The organism is Halovivax cerinus (genome assembly GCF_024498195.1).
GTDB lineage: Archaea > Halobacteriota > Halobacteria > Halobacteriales > Natrialbaceae > Halovivax > Halovivax cerinus.
This window is the reverse complement of record NZ_CP101824.1, coordinates 967,464-984,100: the sequence shown is the minus strand read 5'-3', so window position 1 is coordinate 984,100 and position 16,637 is coordinate 967,464. Positions and strand designations below refer to the sequence as shown.

Sequence of the window (16,637 nt, the reverse complement as noted above, 5' to 3'; positions counted from 1 at the left end):
ACGTTGTGTCCGTCGACGGGACAGTCTCGCGCTCTAGTACCGCCACGATTCACGCGGGTTTATACCGGATGGGGACCCTAGGCCAGTGCAATGGCGCAAGCGGGGAATGCGGAACTCATCGACGCCTTCGAGGACTTCTTCCGCAGTTACTACGACACCGAGATCAAGGAACTCGCCCAGCGCTACCCGACCGAACGGCGCTCGCTGTTCGTCGACTGGGACGCCCTCTACCGGTTCGACCCGGATCTGGCGGACGACTACCTGGCCCAGCCCGAACAGCTCCAGCGCTACGCCGAGGAGGCGCTGCGACTGTACGACCTACCGATCGACGTGAGCCTGGGTCGGGCACACGTCCGCATCCGGAACCTGCCGGAGGCGGAGACGCCGGAGATCCGCGAGATTCGCGCCGAGCACATGAACCGCCTCGTGGAGGTCCACGGCATCGTTCGGAAGGCGACGGACGTGCGCCCCAAAGTCGAGGAAGCGGCCTTCGAGTGCCAGCTCTGTGGGACCCTGACGCGCATACCACAGTCGACGAGCGACTTCCAGGAGCCCCACGAGTGTCAGGGCTGTGAGCGACAGGGACCCTTCCAGGTCAACTTCGACCAGTCCGAGTTCGTCGACTCCCAGAAGCTGCGCATCCAGGAGAGTCCAGAGGGCCTCCGCGGCGGCGAGACGCCTCAGTCCGTCGACGTCCACATCGAGGACGACATCACCGGGAAGGTGACACCCGGCGACCACGTCTCTGCGGCGGGCGTCCTGCGCCTCGAACAGCAGGGCTCGGACCAGGACAAATCGCCCGTCTTCGACTTCTACATGGAGGGGATGTCCGTCGAAATCGACGAAGAACAGTTCGAGGACATGGACATCACCGAGGCGGACAAAGCGGAGATCGTCGACCTCTCCCAACGCGACGATATCTACGAGACGATGGTCGACTCCATCGCCCCCTCGATCTACGGCTACGACCAGGAGAAGCTCTCGATGATCCTCCAGCTGTTCTCGGGTGTGACCAAGCACCTCCCCGACGGCTCGCGCATTCGCGGCGACCTCCACATGCTGTTGATCGGTGACCCTGGTACGGGAAAAAGCCAGATGTTGTCATATATACAGAATATCGCGCCCCGGTCGGTCTACACCTCCGGGAAAGGCAGTTCGAGCGCAGGGCTCTGCGTTACCGGTGACACGATGATCCACACCGACAGTGGATTCCGTCGGATCGAGGACATCGTGTCTGAGTCTCTCCCCGAACCGGTTTCGGAAGAAACTGCGGTCGCGCGGGGCATCGGCCTGCAGACGTTCGACCGAGACACGGGAGAGATGGCCGATACGACCTCTTCGCACGTCTGGCGAATGCCCGAAAAGCCGTGTCGCCGAATAAAGACACGTTGTGGAAAGGAACTCGAAGCGTCGGTCAACACGCCCGTGCTGACCTGTGGTGAGGCGGGTATGGAATGGACCGAAATTTCCGACGTCCAACCGGGAGATCACGTCGCAGTTCCGAAATACGACGATCTCGACCGGTCGGACCCGTCGGTACGTGACTTCCTAGAACTCAGCACGGAGAAGATCAAACTCGGGGACGACTCCATCGAGTTCCTCAGAACGTCGCTCACCGACGAGTTCGGGTCGCTCCGCGATGCCGCCACCGAGCTCGATCTCTCCGAGGACTTCATCTACCTTCACCTGAAGAACCGACACGTCCCGCTCGAGAAGCTAGATCGGATGCTCGATGCGATCGATGCGAGTCGCGAGGACGTCGAGTTCGACCGATTGATGATTCGACACGGGGATTCCATAACGATCCCCGAGCGGTTCGATTCGGACCTGTTGTATCTCCTCGGGCTCGTATTCGGCGACGGTGACATTTCACTCAACCGGCGGAACGCCAATCGCGGACTGGTCCGAATCTCGAACGGGAACGAAGCACTTCTCGAGCGAGCTGCGGACATCTTTGCCGAGAAGTTCGATAAACGACCGGAGATCGAACGGCAAGCCGACCGTGTCCCCTGTATTCGCGTCTGCAGCGCGACGATCGCCAGACTGTTTGCGAACGTCGGGATGGTGACGCCGAAGCGTGAACTCTCGCTCGCACCCGAATTGACGACCGCGGAACATGCCGACGCGTTCCTCCGCGGGTTGATGGACGCGGATGGATCGGTATCCGAGCGAGACGCTGGCGGGTCGAGCGTCCTCATATCGACTATTAGCGACCGTCTTGCGACCCAGATTCTGCACATGCTAGAATCGTACGGTATCCGCGCTCGGATCCGAGAGCGGGACCGACGAGGGACCTACGAACTGACCGATGGCCGCACGATCGAATCGAAGAGCGTCCAGTACTTCGTCGAGATGTTTGGTGCGGATATCGATAGATACGCCGCCGCGATAGGGTTCGAATCCACGGCGAAACGTCGTGCACTCGAACGAATCGTCGAAGACGGACACCGACGTGGCGAAACGATGCCGGTCGGCCCTGCACTCGTCGCTGCCGATGGAGGCGTCGTCGGCGAATATTACAATAACGTTCGCAGGGGCGACAATCCAAGTCGGGCCCGGGCTCGCCGGATGCTCGAAGATATCGACCTCGGTTCTGTACAGCGGACCGTCGGAGACGTGATCGACGCGGACCTCCGATGGGACGAAGTAGTCGCCGCGACCGATTCCGGCACGAAGGAAGTCTTCGATCTATCCGTTCCCGAGACGCACAACTTCATCGGGAACGGAATCGTGACACACAATACCGCAGCCGCGGTGAGAGACGACTTCGGCGACGGCGATCAGTGGTCGCTCGAGGCGGGCGCGCTCGTCCTCGCGGACAAGGGGATTGCGGCAGTCGACGAACTCGATAAGATGCGATGCGTGACGGGAGAGACGCTCGTTCACACTGGCACTGGTATCGAACCGATCCGTGAACTGGCCCACGAAGCAATCGGAGACGGTTCAGTCGAAACACTCGAAAACGGCCGCACGATCCGGGATGTCGACGTCGACGTCTGGACGATGTCCGAGGACGGATCGCTCGTACGACGTCCGGTCCGCGCCGTCCACGAATACGATGCCCCAGCCGAACTCTGGAGGGTCGAGCTCGAATCGGGCGAGCGGATCACGACGACCGCGGATCACCCGTTCTTCGTCCTCGAACGGGGTGAACGAACGGAAGTTCCGGCCGAGGAACTATCCGAAGGCGACTGGACGTACGTTCCGAGGGAGTTACCGACACCGCTCGCCGACGGTGGGGCCGTCTCCACGCTGCCATCGACCGACGATCGGTCCGACCACGACGACAGTGTTTCGCCCGCGCACGGGGCGATTCTCGGTTACGTTGCCGGTGACGGGAATATATACTACGACCGGACTGAGGGGAGCTGTGGCGTCCGTTTTATCAACAAAGAAGAGCAGTTGCTCGCCGATTTCGAACGCGCCTGTCGCGACGCCTTCGACGCGGAACCGGTTCGTCACCCCAGTGAACGGCGTGACGACGGCGTCGAGACGGTTCGTCTTCACGGAAAACGCTACGTCGACGAGTTACTCGAACTGGGTGCGAACCTCGAGATTTTCGACGGAAAGCGTCTTCCCGAGGCGGTCACGCGGGCTTCGCGTGAGACGAAAGCGGCGTTCGTCCGGGCCCTTGCCGACTCCGAGGGGACGGTCGACGAGCGATTCGTGAGAATCTATTCGTCGAGCTACGAACTCCTCCTCGGTACGAAGATGCTCCTTCTCGAGTTCGGAATCTCCAGCCAAATTCAGACCCGACAACGTGACGGCGGCCGTGACGTGTACGCGCTCACAATAACGTCGGACGCCTCTCTCGCAGCGTTCGAACGTCACATCGGGTTCACGTTGGATCGAAAACGTACCAAACTGGATGCTGCCTGTGGCCGGACGACAGGCACGCGAACTATCATCGACGTCCTTCCGGAGTGTGGACATCTTTTCGAACAGGCAAGGGGTGCACTCCGACTTCATCAGTCCGAATGCGGGATAGCGAGCGATGCAACCTATTGTAACTTCGAAAACGACGACGCGAACGCGTCACTCCGCCTGTCCGACTCGATTCTCCAGGCGTTCGAGGAGCGGAACGTAGAGGCAACTGCCCACTACGACGAACTCGAATCTGAAACGACGTGGGAGCGGCTAGAGGAGCTACGGAATCGCTATCACGTCTCTCAGCGAGAACTTGCCACCGAATTGCCCCTCTCACAGCAGCAACTGTCCCGGCGCTGGGGCACCGACACCGAACTGCGGAATCGGGTTCGCCACAGGCTTCGTGACGTGCTGGATCCGGTCCGTGCTGTCGATCTTTCGCCACTCCAACAACTGATCGAAGCCGACGTCAAGTGGCGACGTATCGATTCTGTGCAACAGATCGACTCGCGAGACCACCGCGATACGATGATCGACGTCTGTAAGTCGCGACTCGCCGATCTCGTCGACGTTCGTGAAACGGCTGAGGCGGTCTCCCGGGCGCGGTCTCTCGTGAACGAGCCGATCGAGGCGACAGACTGGACATCGCTCCGTTCGGAACTCGAACGATACAATATCTCGTTTCAGGCGGTAGCTCGTGAGGTAGGGGTCGATGGGTCGACCGTCTCCCGCTGGTTCTCTGGCGCTGTAGACGTGAACAACTTCGAGGAAGTAAAGCGCACGTGCGTCCGACTGATCGATGAGAAACGACGGAATATCGACGAACTCCTCGCCGAACTCGACCGTCGGGACCGTCCCCGTGTCTACGATCTCACGGTCGAGGGGACGCACAACTTCGTCGCGAACGGTATCGTCGTTCACAATTCCGAGGACCGGTCGGCCATGCACGAGGCACTAGAACAGCAAAAAATTTCGATTTCCAAAGCAGGGATCAATGCAACCTTAAAATCTCGCTGTTCGCTGCTGGGCGCGGCGAACCCGAAGTACGGCCGGTTCGACCAGTACGAACCGATCGGCGAGCAGATCGACCTCGAACCGGCGCTCATCTCGCGATTCGACCTCATCTTCACGGTCACGGACCAGCCCGACGAGGAGAAGGACGCCAACCTCGCGGAACACATCTTACGGACGAACTACGCCGGCGAGTTGACCACCCAGCAGGCCGAGATGACCTCGCCCGACGTCAGTACGGAGGAGATCGACGAGATGACCGCGTCGGTGGATCCGGCGATCGACGCCGACCTCCTCCGGAAGTACGTCGCCTACGCGAAGCAGAACTGCCACCCGCGGATGACCGAGGAGGCCCGCGAGGCCATCCAGCAATTTTACGTCGACCTCCGTTCGAAGGGTGTCGACGAGGATGCCCCGGTCCCGGTCACCGCCCGCCAGCTCGAGGCGCTCGTCCGACTGGCGGAGGCCAGCGCGCGAATCCGCCTCTCCGACACCGTCAGCCGTGACGACGCCGAGCGTATCATCGAGATAACGCGCGCGTGTCTGCAGGACATCGGTGTCGACCCCGAGACGGGCGAGTTCGACGCCGACATCGTCGAGGCCGGCACCTCGAAGTCCCAGCGCGACCGAATCAAGAACATCAAGGCGCTCATCGCCGACGTCGAGGAGGAGTACGACGACGGCGCCCCCATCGACGTCGTCGTAGAACGCGCCGGCGAGATCGGCATGGACGAGTCGAAGGCCGAACACGAGATCGAGAAACTCAAGCAGAAAGGCGAGGTCTACGAGCCCAAGACGGACCACCTGCGGACGACGTAGCGCTCGTCCGTCCACCTACGGCCGCACTATTCTACGTCCACGTTCCGATCCCGCGAGCGATCGGGGACGCGACTATCCGGTTCCGTCGCGTCGGTTTCGAGCAGGTCGTCGACGCGTCGTTCGAACTCGGCTTCGTCGATCTCGCCGCGGGCGTAGCGCTCACGGAGCGTCTCGAGCGGATCTTGTCGCTCGCTGGAGTCGTCGACCGTTCGCGCTCCCGATTCGGTGTCCCACTCCTCGTCGGTGTGTCCGGAGAGCACGCTGAGGAGGGGAACGAGCAGGAACCAGCCGACGATGAAGACGGCGATCCCGATCGACGAATCCAGAAAGATGAGTGCGAGGGCTCCGATCGGCAGCGTCGCGACGGCGATCACCGGAATGAGGGGTTCGATCAGGCTGGCGTCGGACCGGCGCATGGTACACCGTTCGTATGGCACTGAAAAAGCCGTTGTGGTCGGCTGAGCGATCGGGTGTGATCGGTCTATAGCTCGGCGAGCGCCTGGGTGGTCTTGCGAATCGTGACGGGGGCGACGTCGGCAACGTCGCCGGCGTCGGCCTGGGTGATCGGACGGTCCCGTCGCTTCGCCGCCTCGTACAGGCAGGCGGCGGCGACGCCGCTGGGGTTGCGCCCACAGATGGCGCCGGTCTCCGCGAGCCGATCGACGAACTCCTTCGCGAGTCGTTCCTCGTCGATCGTCAGGTCGAGTTCCGAGGCGAAGCGTGGGAGGTACGACGCGGGTTCGATCGGCCCTGTCGGGACGTCGAGCTCGCGATTCAGTGCACCGTAGGCGGCTTGCAGTTCGTCGGCGGTGGCGTCCGCCTGGGCGACGACCTCGTCCATCGTCCGCGGAACGCCGAGCGTTCTGGCGACGGCGTAGACGCAGGCGGCGACGAACCCCTCGACCGATCGCCCCTGGAGGAGCTTCTCGTTCTGCGCGGATTCGAAGAGACAGCAGGCCTGATCCCGGGCGTCCAGCGGCAGGGAGAGTCGGTCGACGAGCCCGGCGATGTTCGAAAACCCGGAGACGCGATTGCGTTCGGCCTTCGTCGCGATCCGCGCCCGGTCGTGCTCGCGGCGCATCCGCGCGAGCTGGCGGCGTTTTCGCCCGGTGATGCGACCGCGTGCCTCGTACCCGATCTCCGTCGAGAGGCCGCGGTCGTGGCGGGATCTGGTCAGCGGGGCGCCAGTCCGTCGCCGATCCGGACCGTCTTCGAACGACCGCCACTCGGGTCCGCGATCGATGGCGTCCTCGCCGACGACGAGGCCACACTCCTCACAGCAAATTTCGATCTCCTCACGTCGGAGCCGCCCGCCACACTCGGGACACACATCCCCGTTACCAACTCCCATACACAATTGCTTGTAGATATTAATACATAATAAATTTATTGGTCTCGGTTGAAATGAAACGATCGGACTGAAACCGGCGGTGTCCCGTTGCTGTGAAAATTGCAGCGCCATTGGATCTCACTTCTCACAAATTTGGACCTCGATCATCGTGGATCGATACGTCGACCGAGTCGAAGACAGACGATCTCACCGCCGCCCGAGTCTGATACAGTGGCGAAACGCGCCGGCCGCCAAACGGTTGAGTCCGTAACACAAACTGACTACCGGGAGCGCTTTTTCCGATTGCGTGACTCTGTGTCCACATGCGCGACGAATTCCGGATCGCCATCGTCACGGGGGCCGACGCACCGACGCTGACCGACGACGGGAGACGGCTGCTTCGGTCGCTACGGGAGCGAGGCCATCGCGTCGACGGCGTGCAGTGGGACGACGAGACCGTCTCGTGGGAGCGCTACGACGTCGCCGTGTTGCGGTCGTGCTGGAAGTACTACGTCGACCCGGAGCGCTTTCGCGAGTGGCTCGACGGACTCGAGGAGGTGGATGTGACGGTTCGAAACCCACCGGCGGCCGTCCGCTGGAACCTCCACAAATCGTACCTCGAAGCGCTGGCCGGGGCGGGCGTCTCGGTCGTCCCGACGGAGTTCGTCGCGCCGCCCCGTGATCGGCGTCTCGCGGGGATTCTCGAGCACCGGGGCTGGGACGCGGCGGTGGTGAAACCAGTCGTCGGGACGAGCGGCGCGGGCGCGTGGAAGACGACGCGCGAGACGGCCCCGGAGGATCAGGACCGGTTCGAACGGCCGTTCGCCGCCGCCCGTCGCTCCGGTACCGCAGCAGGGAGCAACGACGGCGCTCGCCTCTCTCGACGCGGGGCCCTCGTCCAGGAGTTCGTCCCCGAGGTGGCCGACGGCGAGCACTCGATCGTGTTCTTCGGCGGCGAGTACAGCCACGCGTGGCGGGGTTTACGGACGCCCGAGTCGTTCGGCCTCTCGCCGACCTTCGACGAGAGCGACCCTTACGAACCGACGGACGCCACGATTTCGTGGGCCAGAACGGTCCTCCTGACGGCGACCGAACTGCTCGACGTCGATCCCGCTGTCCTTCCCTACGCCCGGGTCGACTTCCTGCGTCGGGACGCCGACCGCCTCCTCATGGAACTCGAACTGATCGAACCGTACCTGAACCTTCCAGACGGCGCCGCGAACCGCCTCGCCAGGACGATCGACGCGTCGGTCCGAACGGACCGCTGAAACCACGATAGCCGACGCCCGCCACGATAGCCGACGGCCCGATCACGCCCGACGGCGTTTCACCACGGCGAGTGACTCGTCGACGCCGAGGACGAGACGATCGCCGGCCAGGTCGATCTGCAGCGTCACGGTCCACGGATCGGTCGTCTCGACGGTCACCGCGCGGTCGGTCGCGGCGAACGGGAGTTCCCAGAGCGGCGTGGTGGTGACGTCGAGTCCCCGCTCGTGGCAGAACGCGATCAGTCCGGCGTCGGCGCACAGGAACTCGCCGACGGTCAGGTTGTCCTTGTTCCCGCAGTGGGCACAGCCGCGTCTGATCAGCACCGATCGCAGGTCGGAGCGGGGATATCCGGTCTCGGCCGGTTCCTGGAATTCGCTATCGAGCGGGCCGGCACACAGCGGACAGATACCGCTCGCGAACGCCCGTCGCTGCTGGCGATTGAAGGCGGCGACGCGGTCGAGTCGCCCGTCCGACGCCGCGACGATCCCCGGCGGCGTCAGGTTGTAGTCGTAGAGGTAGTCGCAATCGTCACACTGGACGGCGAAGATGGCGTTTTCGTACCGCCCGATCAGCGTCCCGTCGCAGTGGTGACACTCCTGGTCGAGTTCGACCCGCGCTCGCGACCCGTCCCCGTCGATCGACCACGCCCGAACGGTTCGGATGAGGGTCGTTCCTTCGGGCCGGAGCCGGAACCCGTCGGTTTTCGGACCCGCCATCCCGGAGACGAGCTGGGCGTCGTCACGGGTATCGGGATCGACGCGTTCGACGAACGTTCCCGTGAGTTCCTGGAGGTGGTAGTTGAATCGGCTGCTGTCGATATCGAGACCGGTTCGCTCCTTGAGGGTCGAGAACGGGAGAATCGGTGGCGGGCCGTCGCCGCCGCGGGCCTCGCTCAACGTCCACAGGATCGTCGTCCGGACGTCGTTTCCGAGCAGCGACAGCGCCGCCTCTGGCGGAAGCGAGCCGTAGGTCAGGCGTGTCTCGTCGTCCATGCCCGGGTTCTCTCCGACCAGCGCCGAAACCGTTTCGGCGCGATCGGGGTGTCCGATATCGGCGGCCTGCCTCGAAACCCGTGCGACGTAGCCGTCGATCGCGCCCGGGTCTGCCGGCGCGAACCTCTCAACGGCCGTACAAAACTTCGGTTTCGGGAACCCTTTCCCCGGACGAGATTGTACCGTCTGCCACGATGTACGCTGGGAGTACGGACGGCGTCTACAGGATTTCCAGTCTCGACGCCGGGTCATCGTTCGAGACCGAACGCGTCGTCGAGACGGAACCGGTCTATCGACTCTACTCCGTTACGACGGGCGCGCTATCGGGCCTACTCGCCGCCGGAGAATCGGGACTGTACCACACCGTCGACGGTCGGAACTGGACGCGGCTTCCCGTGCCGAAACGGCAGGTCTACGCCGTGGCCATCTCGCCGTCGGGCGAGCGAGTGTACGCCGGCACGCGGCCGAGCGACCTCTACGTCGCCGAGTGCGGCGAGTCCGTTCCGGCCGACGAAGCCGACTGGGAACCGGTCGCAGGTTTTCGCGCTCTCGCCGACCGCGAGGACTGGGGCATTCCTCGCCACGACGGTCTCTCGCAGGTTCGGAGCCTCCGAATTCACCCCGGCGCGCCGAACCGACTGATCGCCGGCGTCGAGGTGGGCGGCGTCCACGTCAGCGACGACGAGGGCGAGACCTGGGTGGCCCGTCCTATCGAGGGATTCGACGCGCCGCACACCGACGACGTTCACCACCTCGCACTGGGCGATAGCGAGACGATCGTTGCCTCCACCGGGAGCGGCCTCTACCGCTCGACGGACGTCGGTCGGACCTGGCGACGGCTGGACACCGACCACTCCCAGCGCTACGCGCGCGAATCGTTCGTTCACGACGGTGACATCTACGCCGGTCTGGCGCCAAGCTCGGCGTCCTCGTGGAACGAGGACGACGCGGATCACGGACTGTTCGCCGCTCGGGACGACGAACCGCTGGACCGACTCTCGTCGCCGGTTCCCGACGAGGTCGTCGTGGGCTGGGAGAGCCTGGACGACGACCTGCTGGGCGCGACGCACCGGGGAACGCTCCTGGGCCGGCGTGATGGTGACTGGACGACGATCGGACGGATACCCATTCCCGGTGCGGATCTCGTGCGATACCTCCCGCTGACGGAACGCGAGTGGTGACGACCGATTCGGCCGGTGGGGTGCCACTCGGATCGCGCTACCGATCGGCCGAACTACCCGGTATAGTCGCTCCCAACGACCTCCCGAATCCGCTCGGCGGTCACTGGCCCGACACCGTCGACCTCGAGGAGGTCGTCCTCCCGGGCGGTCATGACGGCCTCGACGGTGCCGAACTCGTCGAGGAGTGCCCGCGCGGTCACGGGTCCGATCTCCGCGATCGAACCGACCACGTACTCTTGCTGCTCGCCGAGGGTCTTGTCCTGTTTCTCGCCGTGGACCGAGATCTCGCGATCCGAGACTTCCTGCTCTCGGCTGGCGATGACGGCCAGGAGTTCGGTCGTGTCGTCCTCGCTCTCGGTCCGGAGTACGCTCGCGCCGAAGTCGACGGCGAGACTGGAGAGCGCGCCGCGGATCGCGTTCGGGTGGAGGTCGCGTTGCTCGTAGAGTCCCTCGCCCTCGATCACGACGACGGGGCGGCTGTAGTGGCGCGCCATCGCACCGACCTGTTCGAAGACAGAGCGCTCGCCGCCGACCAGCGAGTCCACGAAGTCCGCCGTCGACTTGCGCTCGACGACGACGCGGTCGGAGCAGACGTAGTCGCCGACGTCTAAGGTCTCCAGTCGAACCGAGGCGTCCTCGCGTTTCGAGAGGTCGCGCGCGATGTTCGCGTCCATCTCGCGCTGGTCGGCGACGATTTCGACTGCGCCGGAATCGCCCGATGGCGTCGGGGTGTCCGTCGAATCTCCACCCGAAACGGAGGGGTTTGCGTCCGAGTCGCCGTCAGTTTCTGCCGCGAAATCCTGCAGGCCAGGTTGCGCGCCGACCCCTCCGTTTCGACTGGAGCCGTCGCCATCGACACGGCCCGGTTTCGTCCCGGCAGCCGTCTCGCCATCGCCTGCCGAGCCGTCACCGGCGTCGGTCGACGACGCGTCGGTCGCGTCCCCCTCGTGCGTTGCGGCCTCGAAGTCCGCGAGCGACCGCTGGGATTCGTCTAGCTCGTCGGCCAGGTCGTCGGCCATGCCCTTGAGCTGGCGCAGCTCGGACTCCATCTCCTTCTCACGTCGTCGAGAGATCCAGAAGTACGCCTCGTCGCGGGTGTCCTCGGCCATCAGGACGACGACGCGGCCCTCGGACTGGCGACCCGTTCGTCCCTTGCGCTGGATCGAGCGGATGGCGGTCGGGACGGGTTCGTAGAACAGGACGAGGTCCACCTCGGGGACGTCCAGGCCCTCCTCGGCGACGGAGGTGGAGACCAGCACCTCGAACTCGCCGGCGCGAAAATCATCGAGGACGGCCTGCTGTTCCGTCTGGGTCATGCCGTCCGAACCCTCGCGGTCGCCCTGGCCGACGAACCGGCGCGCGTCGAAACTCTCCGACAGGAACTCCGTGAGCGCCTCCGCAGTGTCCCGGGATTCGGTGAAGACGATGACGCGCTCGCCGCCCTCGAGGCCGAGCGTTTCGGCGAGTAACATCCGCGTCTTTCCGTACTTGGGGTGCAGCTCGTCGAAGGACTCCGCCTTGCGCATCGCTTCGCGGACCCGGGGATCCGAGACCATCCGCTGGCTCGCCTTCGACGCCCCCGACGTCCGGGCCTGGTTGCGCTGACGTTCGAAGTACCGCCGGAGCGCCTCGACGCTCTGGGTCTCGACCAGCGTCACCGCCTGGCGGAGCTTCATCACCTCCGCGTGGGCGGACATCCCCTCGTAGCCCTCCGACTGGTCGTTGTTGATCAGTTTCTGCAACTCCGCGCGCATCCGGTTGAGGTCCTTCTGGGACTGGTCGGGCTGGGTCGAGGAGGCGACGCCGAGTTCCTTCAACGTCTCCAGTCGGTCGGTGATCACCTCGTTCAGCGCGTCGCGGATCTCCAGCACCTCGTCGGGGAGGTCGATCCGCTCCCACTCGACGTCGGTGTCGTGGGTGAACTCCTCGACGTCGGCGTCCTCGCGGGTCATCACCGCGACGTCGCGGAGGCCGAGGTTGTCACAGACCTCGAGGATGGCCTCCTCGTCGCCGCCCGGCGAGGCCGACATGCCCGTGACGAGCGGATCCGCCGCGTCGGCGTGGTAGCGCTCGGCGATGTAGTTGTACGCGTAGTCGCCGGTCGCGCGGTGACACTCGTCGAAGGTGAGGTGCGTGACGTCGGCCATGGAGATGCGCCCCCCTACGAGGTCGTTCTCGATCACCTGCGGCGTGGCCATCACGACCGTCGCCTCCGCCCACAGTGCCGACCGGTCGTCCGGGCTCACCTCGCCCGTAAACACCACGATCTCCTCGTCGGGGATCTGCAGGGCTTCCCGGTAGAAGTCGGCGTGCTGCTGGACGAGTGGCTTCGTCGGGGCCAGCATGAGCGACGTACCGCCGACCTCGTCGAGCCGCCGGGCGGTCACCAGCAGGCTGACGGTCGTCTTCCCGAGGCCGGTGGGAAGACAGACGAGCGTGTGGTCGGCCGCTGCGGTCCCCGCGAGCTGGAGTTGGTAGAGCCGCCGCTCCAGAAAGTCCGGCGCCAGCAAGGGGTGGTCGATGGAGGGCACGTCCTCGTCCGTCACTGCCATTGGACGGCGTTGGCCGTCTCGGTGGATAAGGGTTCGCGTATCCCGGTGAAAGTGAATCGCGAGTCGTGCGTACGGTCGGACCGTTCGGTCGGTCCGTCGAACCGTGTCCCCCGGACGGGCGCTCGTGTTTCGGACGACGTTCGCGACCACGCCTTTCGACGGGATACGGGTCGACTGAGCACGTCGGTCGCCATCCTGCCTCGTTCAACCGTTCGAGTATCGTGTCAGAGGGCGGTTTCAACCGCGTTCCACGGCGATTGGCGGTCGACCTCAGGCGCCAGACCCCTCGTCGCCGCGTCCGGCGTGTCGCTTCATCCGCCGGGAGAAGTCCGAGAGGTTCATCGCGGCCGCACAGTGCTCACAGCAGTATCGGACGCCGTCGGCGTACTTCTCCGACAGTGTGGCCGGCGACTCGACGGTGACCCGAAAGAGGAAGTGAGGCGCCACGTCGCGATTACACCGGTACCACTCGCGTCCTCGGGGTTTGTACTCGGGTGCGTCGCTCGATGCGTCGGCGGCCGTCATCCGCGGTCACCCCGAGGGGTCGTCCGACCACTCGGTGACTCTCGACCACCGACTTTGGAAATCGAACGTGAACGGCGGACAGCGTTTCGACTCTCTAGATCGAGAGCGGGCGAGACCTTTTTGTCGTGGTGGTGTGTACGCAATCATGGCTGCCAGAACCCTCGTGTGGGTTTGGAAGCCACGCCTCGGGTGCCCAAACACCCGGGGCACTTCGTGCCCGTGTGGACGCGGCTTCCGTGTGGGTGATTGACGTGATGGACAATATAGTTACTGGTATGAGCGCGGAATCAATGTTCTGAAGCCACCAATATAACGCCACGTGACGCCGACGACCCCTTCGTTTCAACTGGAGATGCCACCGTTTCGTCCGGGTCTGGCCGCTCGACGGCCGCCTCGACGACCGGCTGTCTCGGTACCCGCCGCTCGACAATGTACGCCTCGATCCACCTCGACGATCGACCGCTCCGATCCCCGCCTCGACAACCGCTTTGTAGCCACGGGCGCTATCCACGCGCGTGACCGAACACGACGTCGCCGACCTCTCGCCCCGCGAACGCGCTCGCATCATCAAGACCGCCGTCTCGCCGCGCCCGATCGCCTGGATCTCGACGCGGAGTCCGGACGGGGTGGACAACCTCGCGCCGTTCTCGGCGTACAACTACGTCTCCTCGGCCGAGCCGGTCGTCTCGTTCAGCGTCCCGGCGGGCGACCGCGCCGACCTGAAGGACACGCCGCGGAACGTCCTGGAGACCGGTGAGTTCGCGGTGAACGTCGCCACGGCGGCCCTCGCCGAGGAGATGGACGCCACCTCGGCGACGCTCGAGGCGGACGAGAACGAGTTCGACTTCGCGGGGGTCGAGCGCGCGCCCTGCGAGACGATCGACGCGCCGCGCGTGGCCGACGCCGCCGTCACGATGGAGTGTACGCTCTACGGGACGATGACCGTCCACGACCGTCTCTTGACGCTCGGCGACGTCCGCCACGTTCACGTCGACGAGGCCGTCCAGACGGACGGACAGATCGACGCGACGAAACTCGAGACCGTGGGCCGACTCGGCGGACCCTACTACACCGACTCGGACCCGATCGACCTCGAACGCCAGTTCTGAGGCCATCCCGGGCGCATTAACGTGAACTCGGCGGTCGTGCCGGCGGGTTCCCGATGGGTGTGTCGATCGATTCCCACCGTGGGTGCCGGTGGGGTCGGAACTCGCGTTCCGGTCGTCGCGTCCGGCGTCTCAGACGTCGTGACCGTCCTCGAGGGTGACGCACCCGTTCGCATCGACGACGACGGTGTAGCCGTGATACTCGAAGCGGAACTGTCCCGTCGTCTCCCGACGCCCGTCGAACAGGGCGTTCAGTGCGTCGGGATCGACGGCGTCGTAGAGCGGGTCGAGCTGGATCGGGTCGCAGCCCGCCGCCTCGGCGACGGCGTCGACGACCGCGATCGCCAGGCTCTCACCGCGGTCGCCGTCGTTCGCCGAACTCGAACTCATGGATTTCGATATTTCTCCCGCACCAATAGAATGGACGTTAAGTTAGACACCCATTCAAGCAGGGGTTACTAAAATCGTCTGTGTTCGTCACTCGACGACGGCTTCGTCGACGAGCGAGTCCAGTCCGCGTCGGAGTCGCTTGCCGACTGCCGACGCCGAGATCCCGAGCTTCGACGCGAGTTCGTCCTGGGTGGTCCCGCGTGGCTCGTCGAAGTAGCCGTGTTCGTGGGCGAGAGCGAGCGTCTCGCGCTGGGGTGCGGAGAGCCGAACGGTCTTCCTCTCGAAGTGCTCTGCGACCGACGTCAGGCGGTCGATCGTCAGCGGGACGCCGCACTCGCGACAACACGCCTGAAATTCGGACGCCGACGCCCGGTCCTCGAACCAGACCTGCAGTCGCCACCGTTCCGGGGTACCCCGTGCCTCGAGGATGATGCCGTCAGCGTCGTTTACGCACTGGACGAGCGGACTGTCTATCGTCCACGCCAGTTTGTAGAAGGCGCCGTCGCCCGTTCGCTCGATCCGTTCGGCGATCGCGATATCGGAGTCGGCGGTTAGCTCCGCTTCGACAGCGTCGCACGGAGCACCTTCCATCCAGACGTACGGTATCGCCATCGAGCCGTCTCGCTCGATGTGGATGACGTCGACGACGATCGACTCGAAACGCGTGACGAGCCGACGGGTGACGGTATCGGGGGCCGTGTCGGTGTTCGCCGAGGAGAAGGTAACCACGATGGTCATTCGACCGACGGTGCGTTTCCGATGGGAATAAGCGAATCGGCCGTAGTCGATTCGAGGTGATCGGTGTCGAGGGGCGAACCGGGCCGTGCGGACCGATCCGGTACGCCGACGTGGTCCACGCTCGCACCGGTTTACGGACGAGACCGGCTACCAGAACGGGCCGATCTGGATCGCGATCCAGGCCGCGACCCCGGCGTAGATCGGGATCGTGAGGTTGTCGTCCAGGACGAAGTCGCCGCGTTTGACCGTCACGCCGTCGGCGACCGTCGCGCCGAACGCGGCCGCGAGGACGGCGAGGGGGTACTCGTAGAGGAAGGGGGTCGCGATCGCGGCGCAGAGGACGAACATACCGACGAGCGTGCGCCGGTCCTTGACCCGCTGGAGCGAGTCCGCGGAGATGATTCCACTGATCGGGTCGCCGAGTGAGAGCATCAACATCGCGGGCAGGGCGATGTTGGCGGAAAAGACCAGCACGACGACGGCCATGCTGACCATGTACCAGACGTAGCCGGCGACCGTCTCCGCCTCGTACTCGCGCGTGAGTTTGTCGAAGAGCCACCACTCGATCCCGAAGAGCAAGCGGAGGACCTCGAGTCCGACCGCGCCGGCGGCCAGCAGGCCGACCAGCCACTGGAACCGCTGCCAGGTGAGCCCGAGCGAGAGCACTCCTGCGAGGAGGTAGAGTGCGACGAGTCCGGACCCGCTCGCGTGCACCAGCCGGCGCTTCAGTTCGTCCGCCATCGTCCCGACGCTTCGTCGGAGGTCCCTTCAGTCAATCGATCGTGGTCGGGGAGGGGCACAAACGGTCGCGATCGGCGTCCGCTTCGACGGGTCGGGACGCGGAGCGTCTCCCCGTC

The 16,637-nt window shown here is 64.7% G+C and carries 12 protein-coding genes; 4 read left to right on the top strand and 8 right to left on the bottom strand.

The window, feature by feature from the left end:
• Window positions 1-90 precede the first annotated feature (90 nt).
• Window positions 91-5,697, top strand: coding sequence for an LAGLIDADG family homing endonuclease (locus NO366_RS04545; protein ID WP_256533139.1), 5,607 nt, complete (start codon window positions 91-93; stop codon window positions 5,695-5,697).
• 26 nt (window positions 5,698-5,723) lie between these two features.
• Here the strand turns inward: NO366_RS04545 and NO366_RS04540 are convergent, their stop codons facing one another.
• Both NO366_RS04540 and NO366_RS04535 read right to left on the bottom strand, forming a co-directional pair.
• Complete coding sequence (locus NO366_RS04540) at window positions 5,724-6,113, bottom strand: SHOCT domain-containing protein (RefSeq protein ID WP_256533138.1); 390 nt, start codon at window positions 6,111-6,113, stop codon at window positions 5,724-5,726.
• Window positions 6,114-6,178: 65 nt separating this feature from the next.
• Window positions 6,179-7,048, bottom strand: a complete 870-nt coding sequence (locus NO366_RS04535; RefSeq protein WP_256533137.1) for a transcription initiation factor IIB — start codon at window positions 7,046-7,048, stop codon at window positions 6,179-6,181.
• Window positions 7,049-7,350: 302 nt separating this feature from the next.
• Between NO366_RS04535 and NO366_RS04530 the strand changes: the two genes are divergently transcribed.
• Window positions 7,351-8,295, top strand: coding sequence for an ATP-grasp domain-containing protein (locus tag NO366_RS04530; RefSeq protein WP_256533136.1), 945 nt, complete (start codon window positions 7,351-7,353; stop codon window positions 8,293-8,295).
• A gap of 42 nt (window positions 8,296-8,337) precedes the next feature.
• Here the strand turns inward: NO366_RS04530 and NO366_RS04525 are convergent, their stop codons facing one another.
• A complete protein-coding gene (locus NO366_RS04525) occupies window positions 8,338-9,288 on the bottom strand; it encodes a DUF7351 domain-containing protein (protein WP_256533135.1) in 951 nt (316 codons plus the stop codon).
• Between the two features lie 194 nt (window positions 9,289-9,482).
• Between NO366_RS04525 and NO366_RS04520 the strand changes: the two genes are divergently transcribed.
• Complete coding sequence (locus NO366_RS04520; RefSeq protein WP_256533134.1) at window positions 9,483-10,469, top strand: WD40/YVTN/BNR-like repeat-containing protein; 987 nt, start codon at window positions 9,483-9,485, stop codon at window positions 10,467-10,469.
• 53 nt (window positions 10,470-10,522) lie between these two features.
• Here the strand turns inward: NO366_RS04520 and NO366_RS04515 are convergent, their stop codons facing one another.
• Both NO366_RS04515 and NO366_RS04510 read right to left on the bottom strand, forming a co-directional pair.
• Complete coding sequence (locus NO366_RS04515) at window positions 10,523-13,021, bottom strand: DEAD/DEAH box helicase (RefSeq protein ID WP_256533133.1); 2,499 nt, start codon at window positions 13,019-13,021, stop codon at window positions 10,523-10,525.
• Between the two features lie 270 nt (window positions 13,022-13,291).
• Window positions 13,292-13,546, bottom strand: coding sequence for a hypothetical protein (locus tag NO366_RS04510; RefSeq protein ID WP_256533132.1), 255 nt, complete (start codon window positions 13,544-13,546; stop codon window positions 13,292-13,294).
• Between the two features lie 515 nt (window positions 13,547-14,061).
• Here NO366_RS04510 and NO366_RS04505 point away from each other — a divergent pair.
• On the top strand, window positions 14,062-14,655 hold the full coding sequence (locus tag NO366_RS04505) for a flavin reductase family protein (RefSeq protein WP_256533131.1): 594 nt from the start codon (window positions 14,062-14,064) through the stop codon (window positions 14,653-14,655).
• Window positions 14,656-14,784: 129 nt separating this feature from the next.
• Here the strand turns inward: NO366_RS04505 and ddfA are convergent, their stop codons facing one another.
• The 3 genes from ddfA to NO366_RS04490 form a co-directional block, all read right to left on the bottom strand.
• A complete protein-coding gene (ddfA, locus tag NO366_RS04500) occupies window positions 14,785-15,042 on the bottom strand; it encodes a DdfA family disk-determining factor (protein ID WP_256533130.1) in 258 nt (85 codons plus the stop codon).
• Window positions 15,043-15,129: 87 nt separating this feature from the next.
• The gene (locus tag NO366_RS04495; protein WP_256533129.1) at window positions 15,130-15,780 is read right to left on the bottom strand and encodes a helix-turn-helix domain-containing protein; all 651 of its coding nucleotides are present in this window, start codon (window positions 15,778-15,780) and stop codon (window positions 15,130-15,132) included.
• Between the two features lie 147 nt (window positions 15,781-15,927).
• Window positions 15,928-16,521: a diacylglycerol/polyprenol kinase family protein gene (locus NO366_RS04490; protein WP_256533128.1), complete on the bottom strand. Its 594-nt coding sequence runs from the start codon at window positions 16,519-16,521 to the stop codon at window positions 15,928-15,930.
• Window positions 16,522-16,637 lie beyond the last annotated feature (116 nt).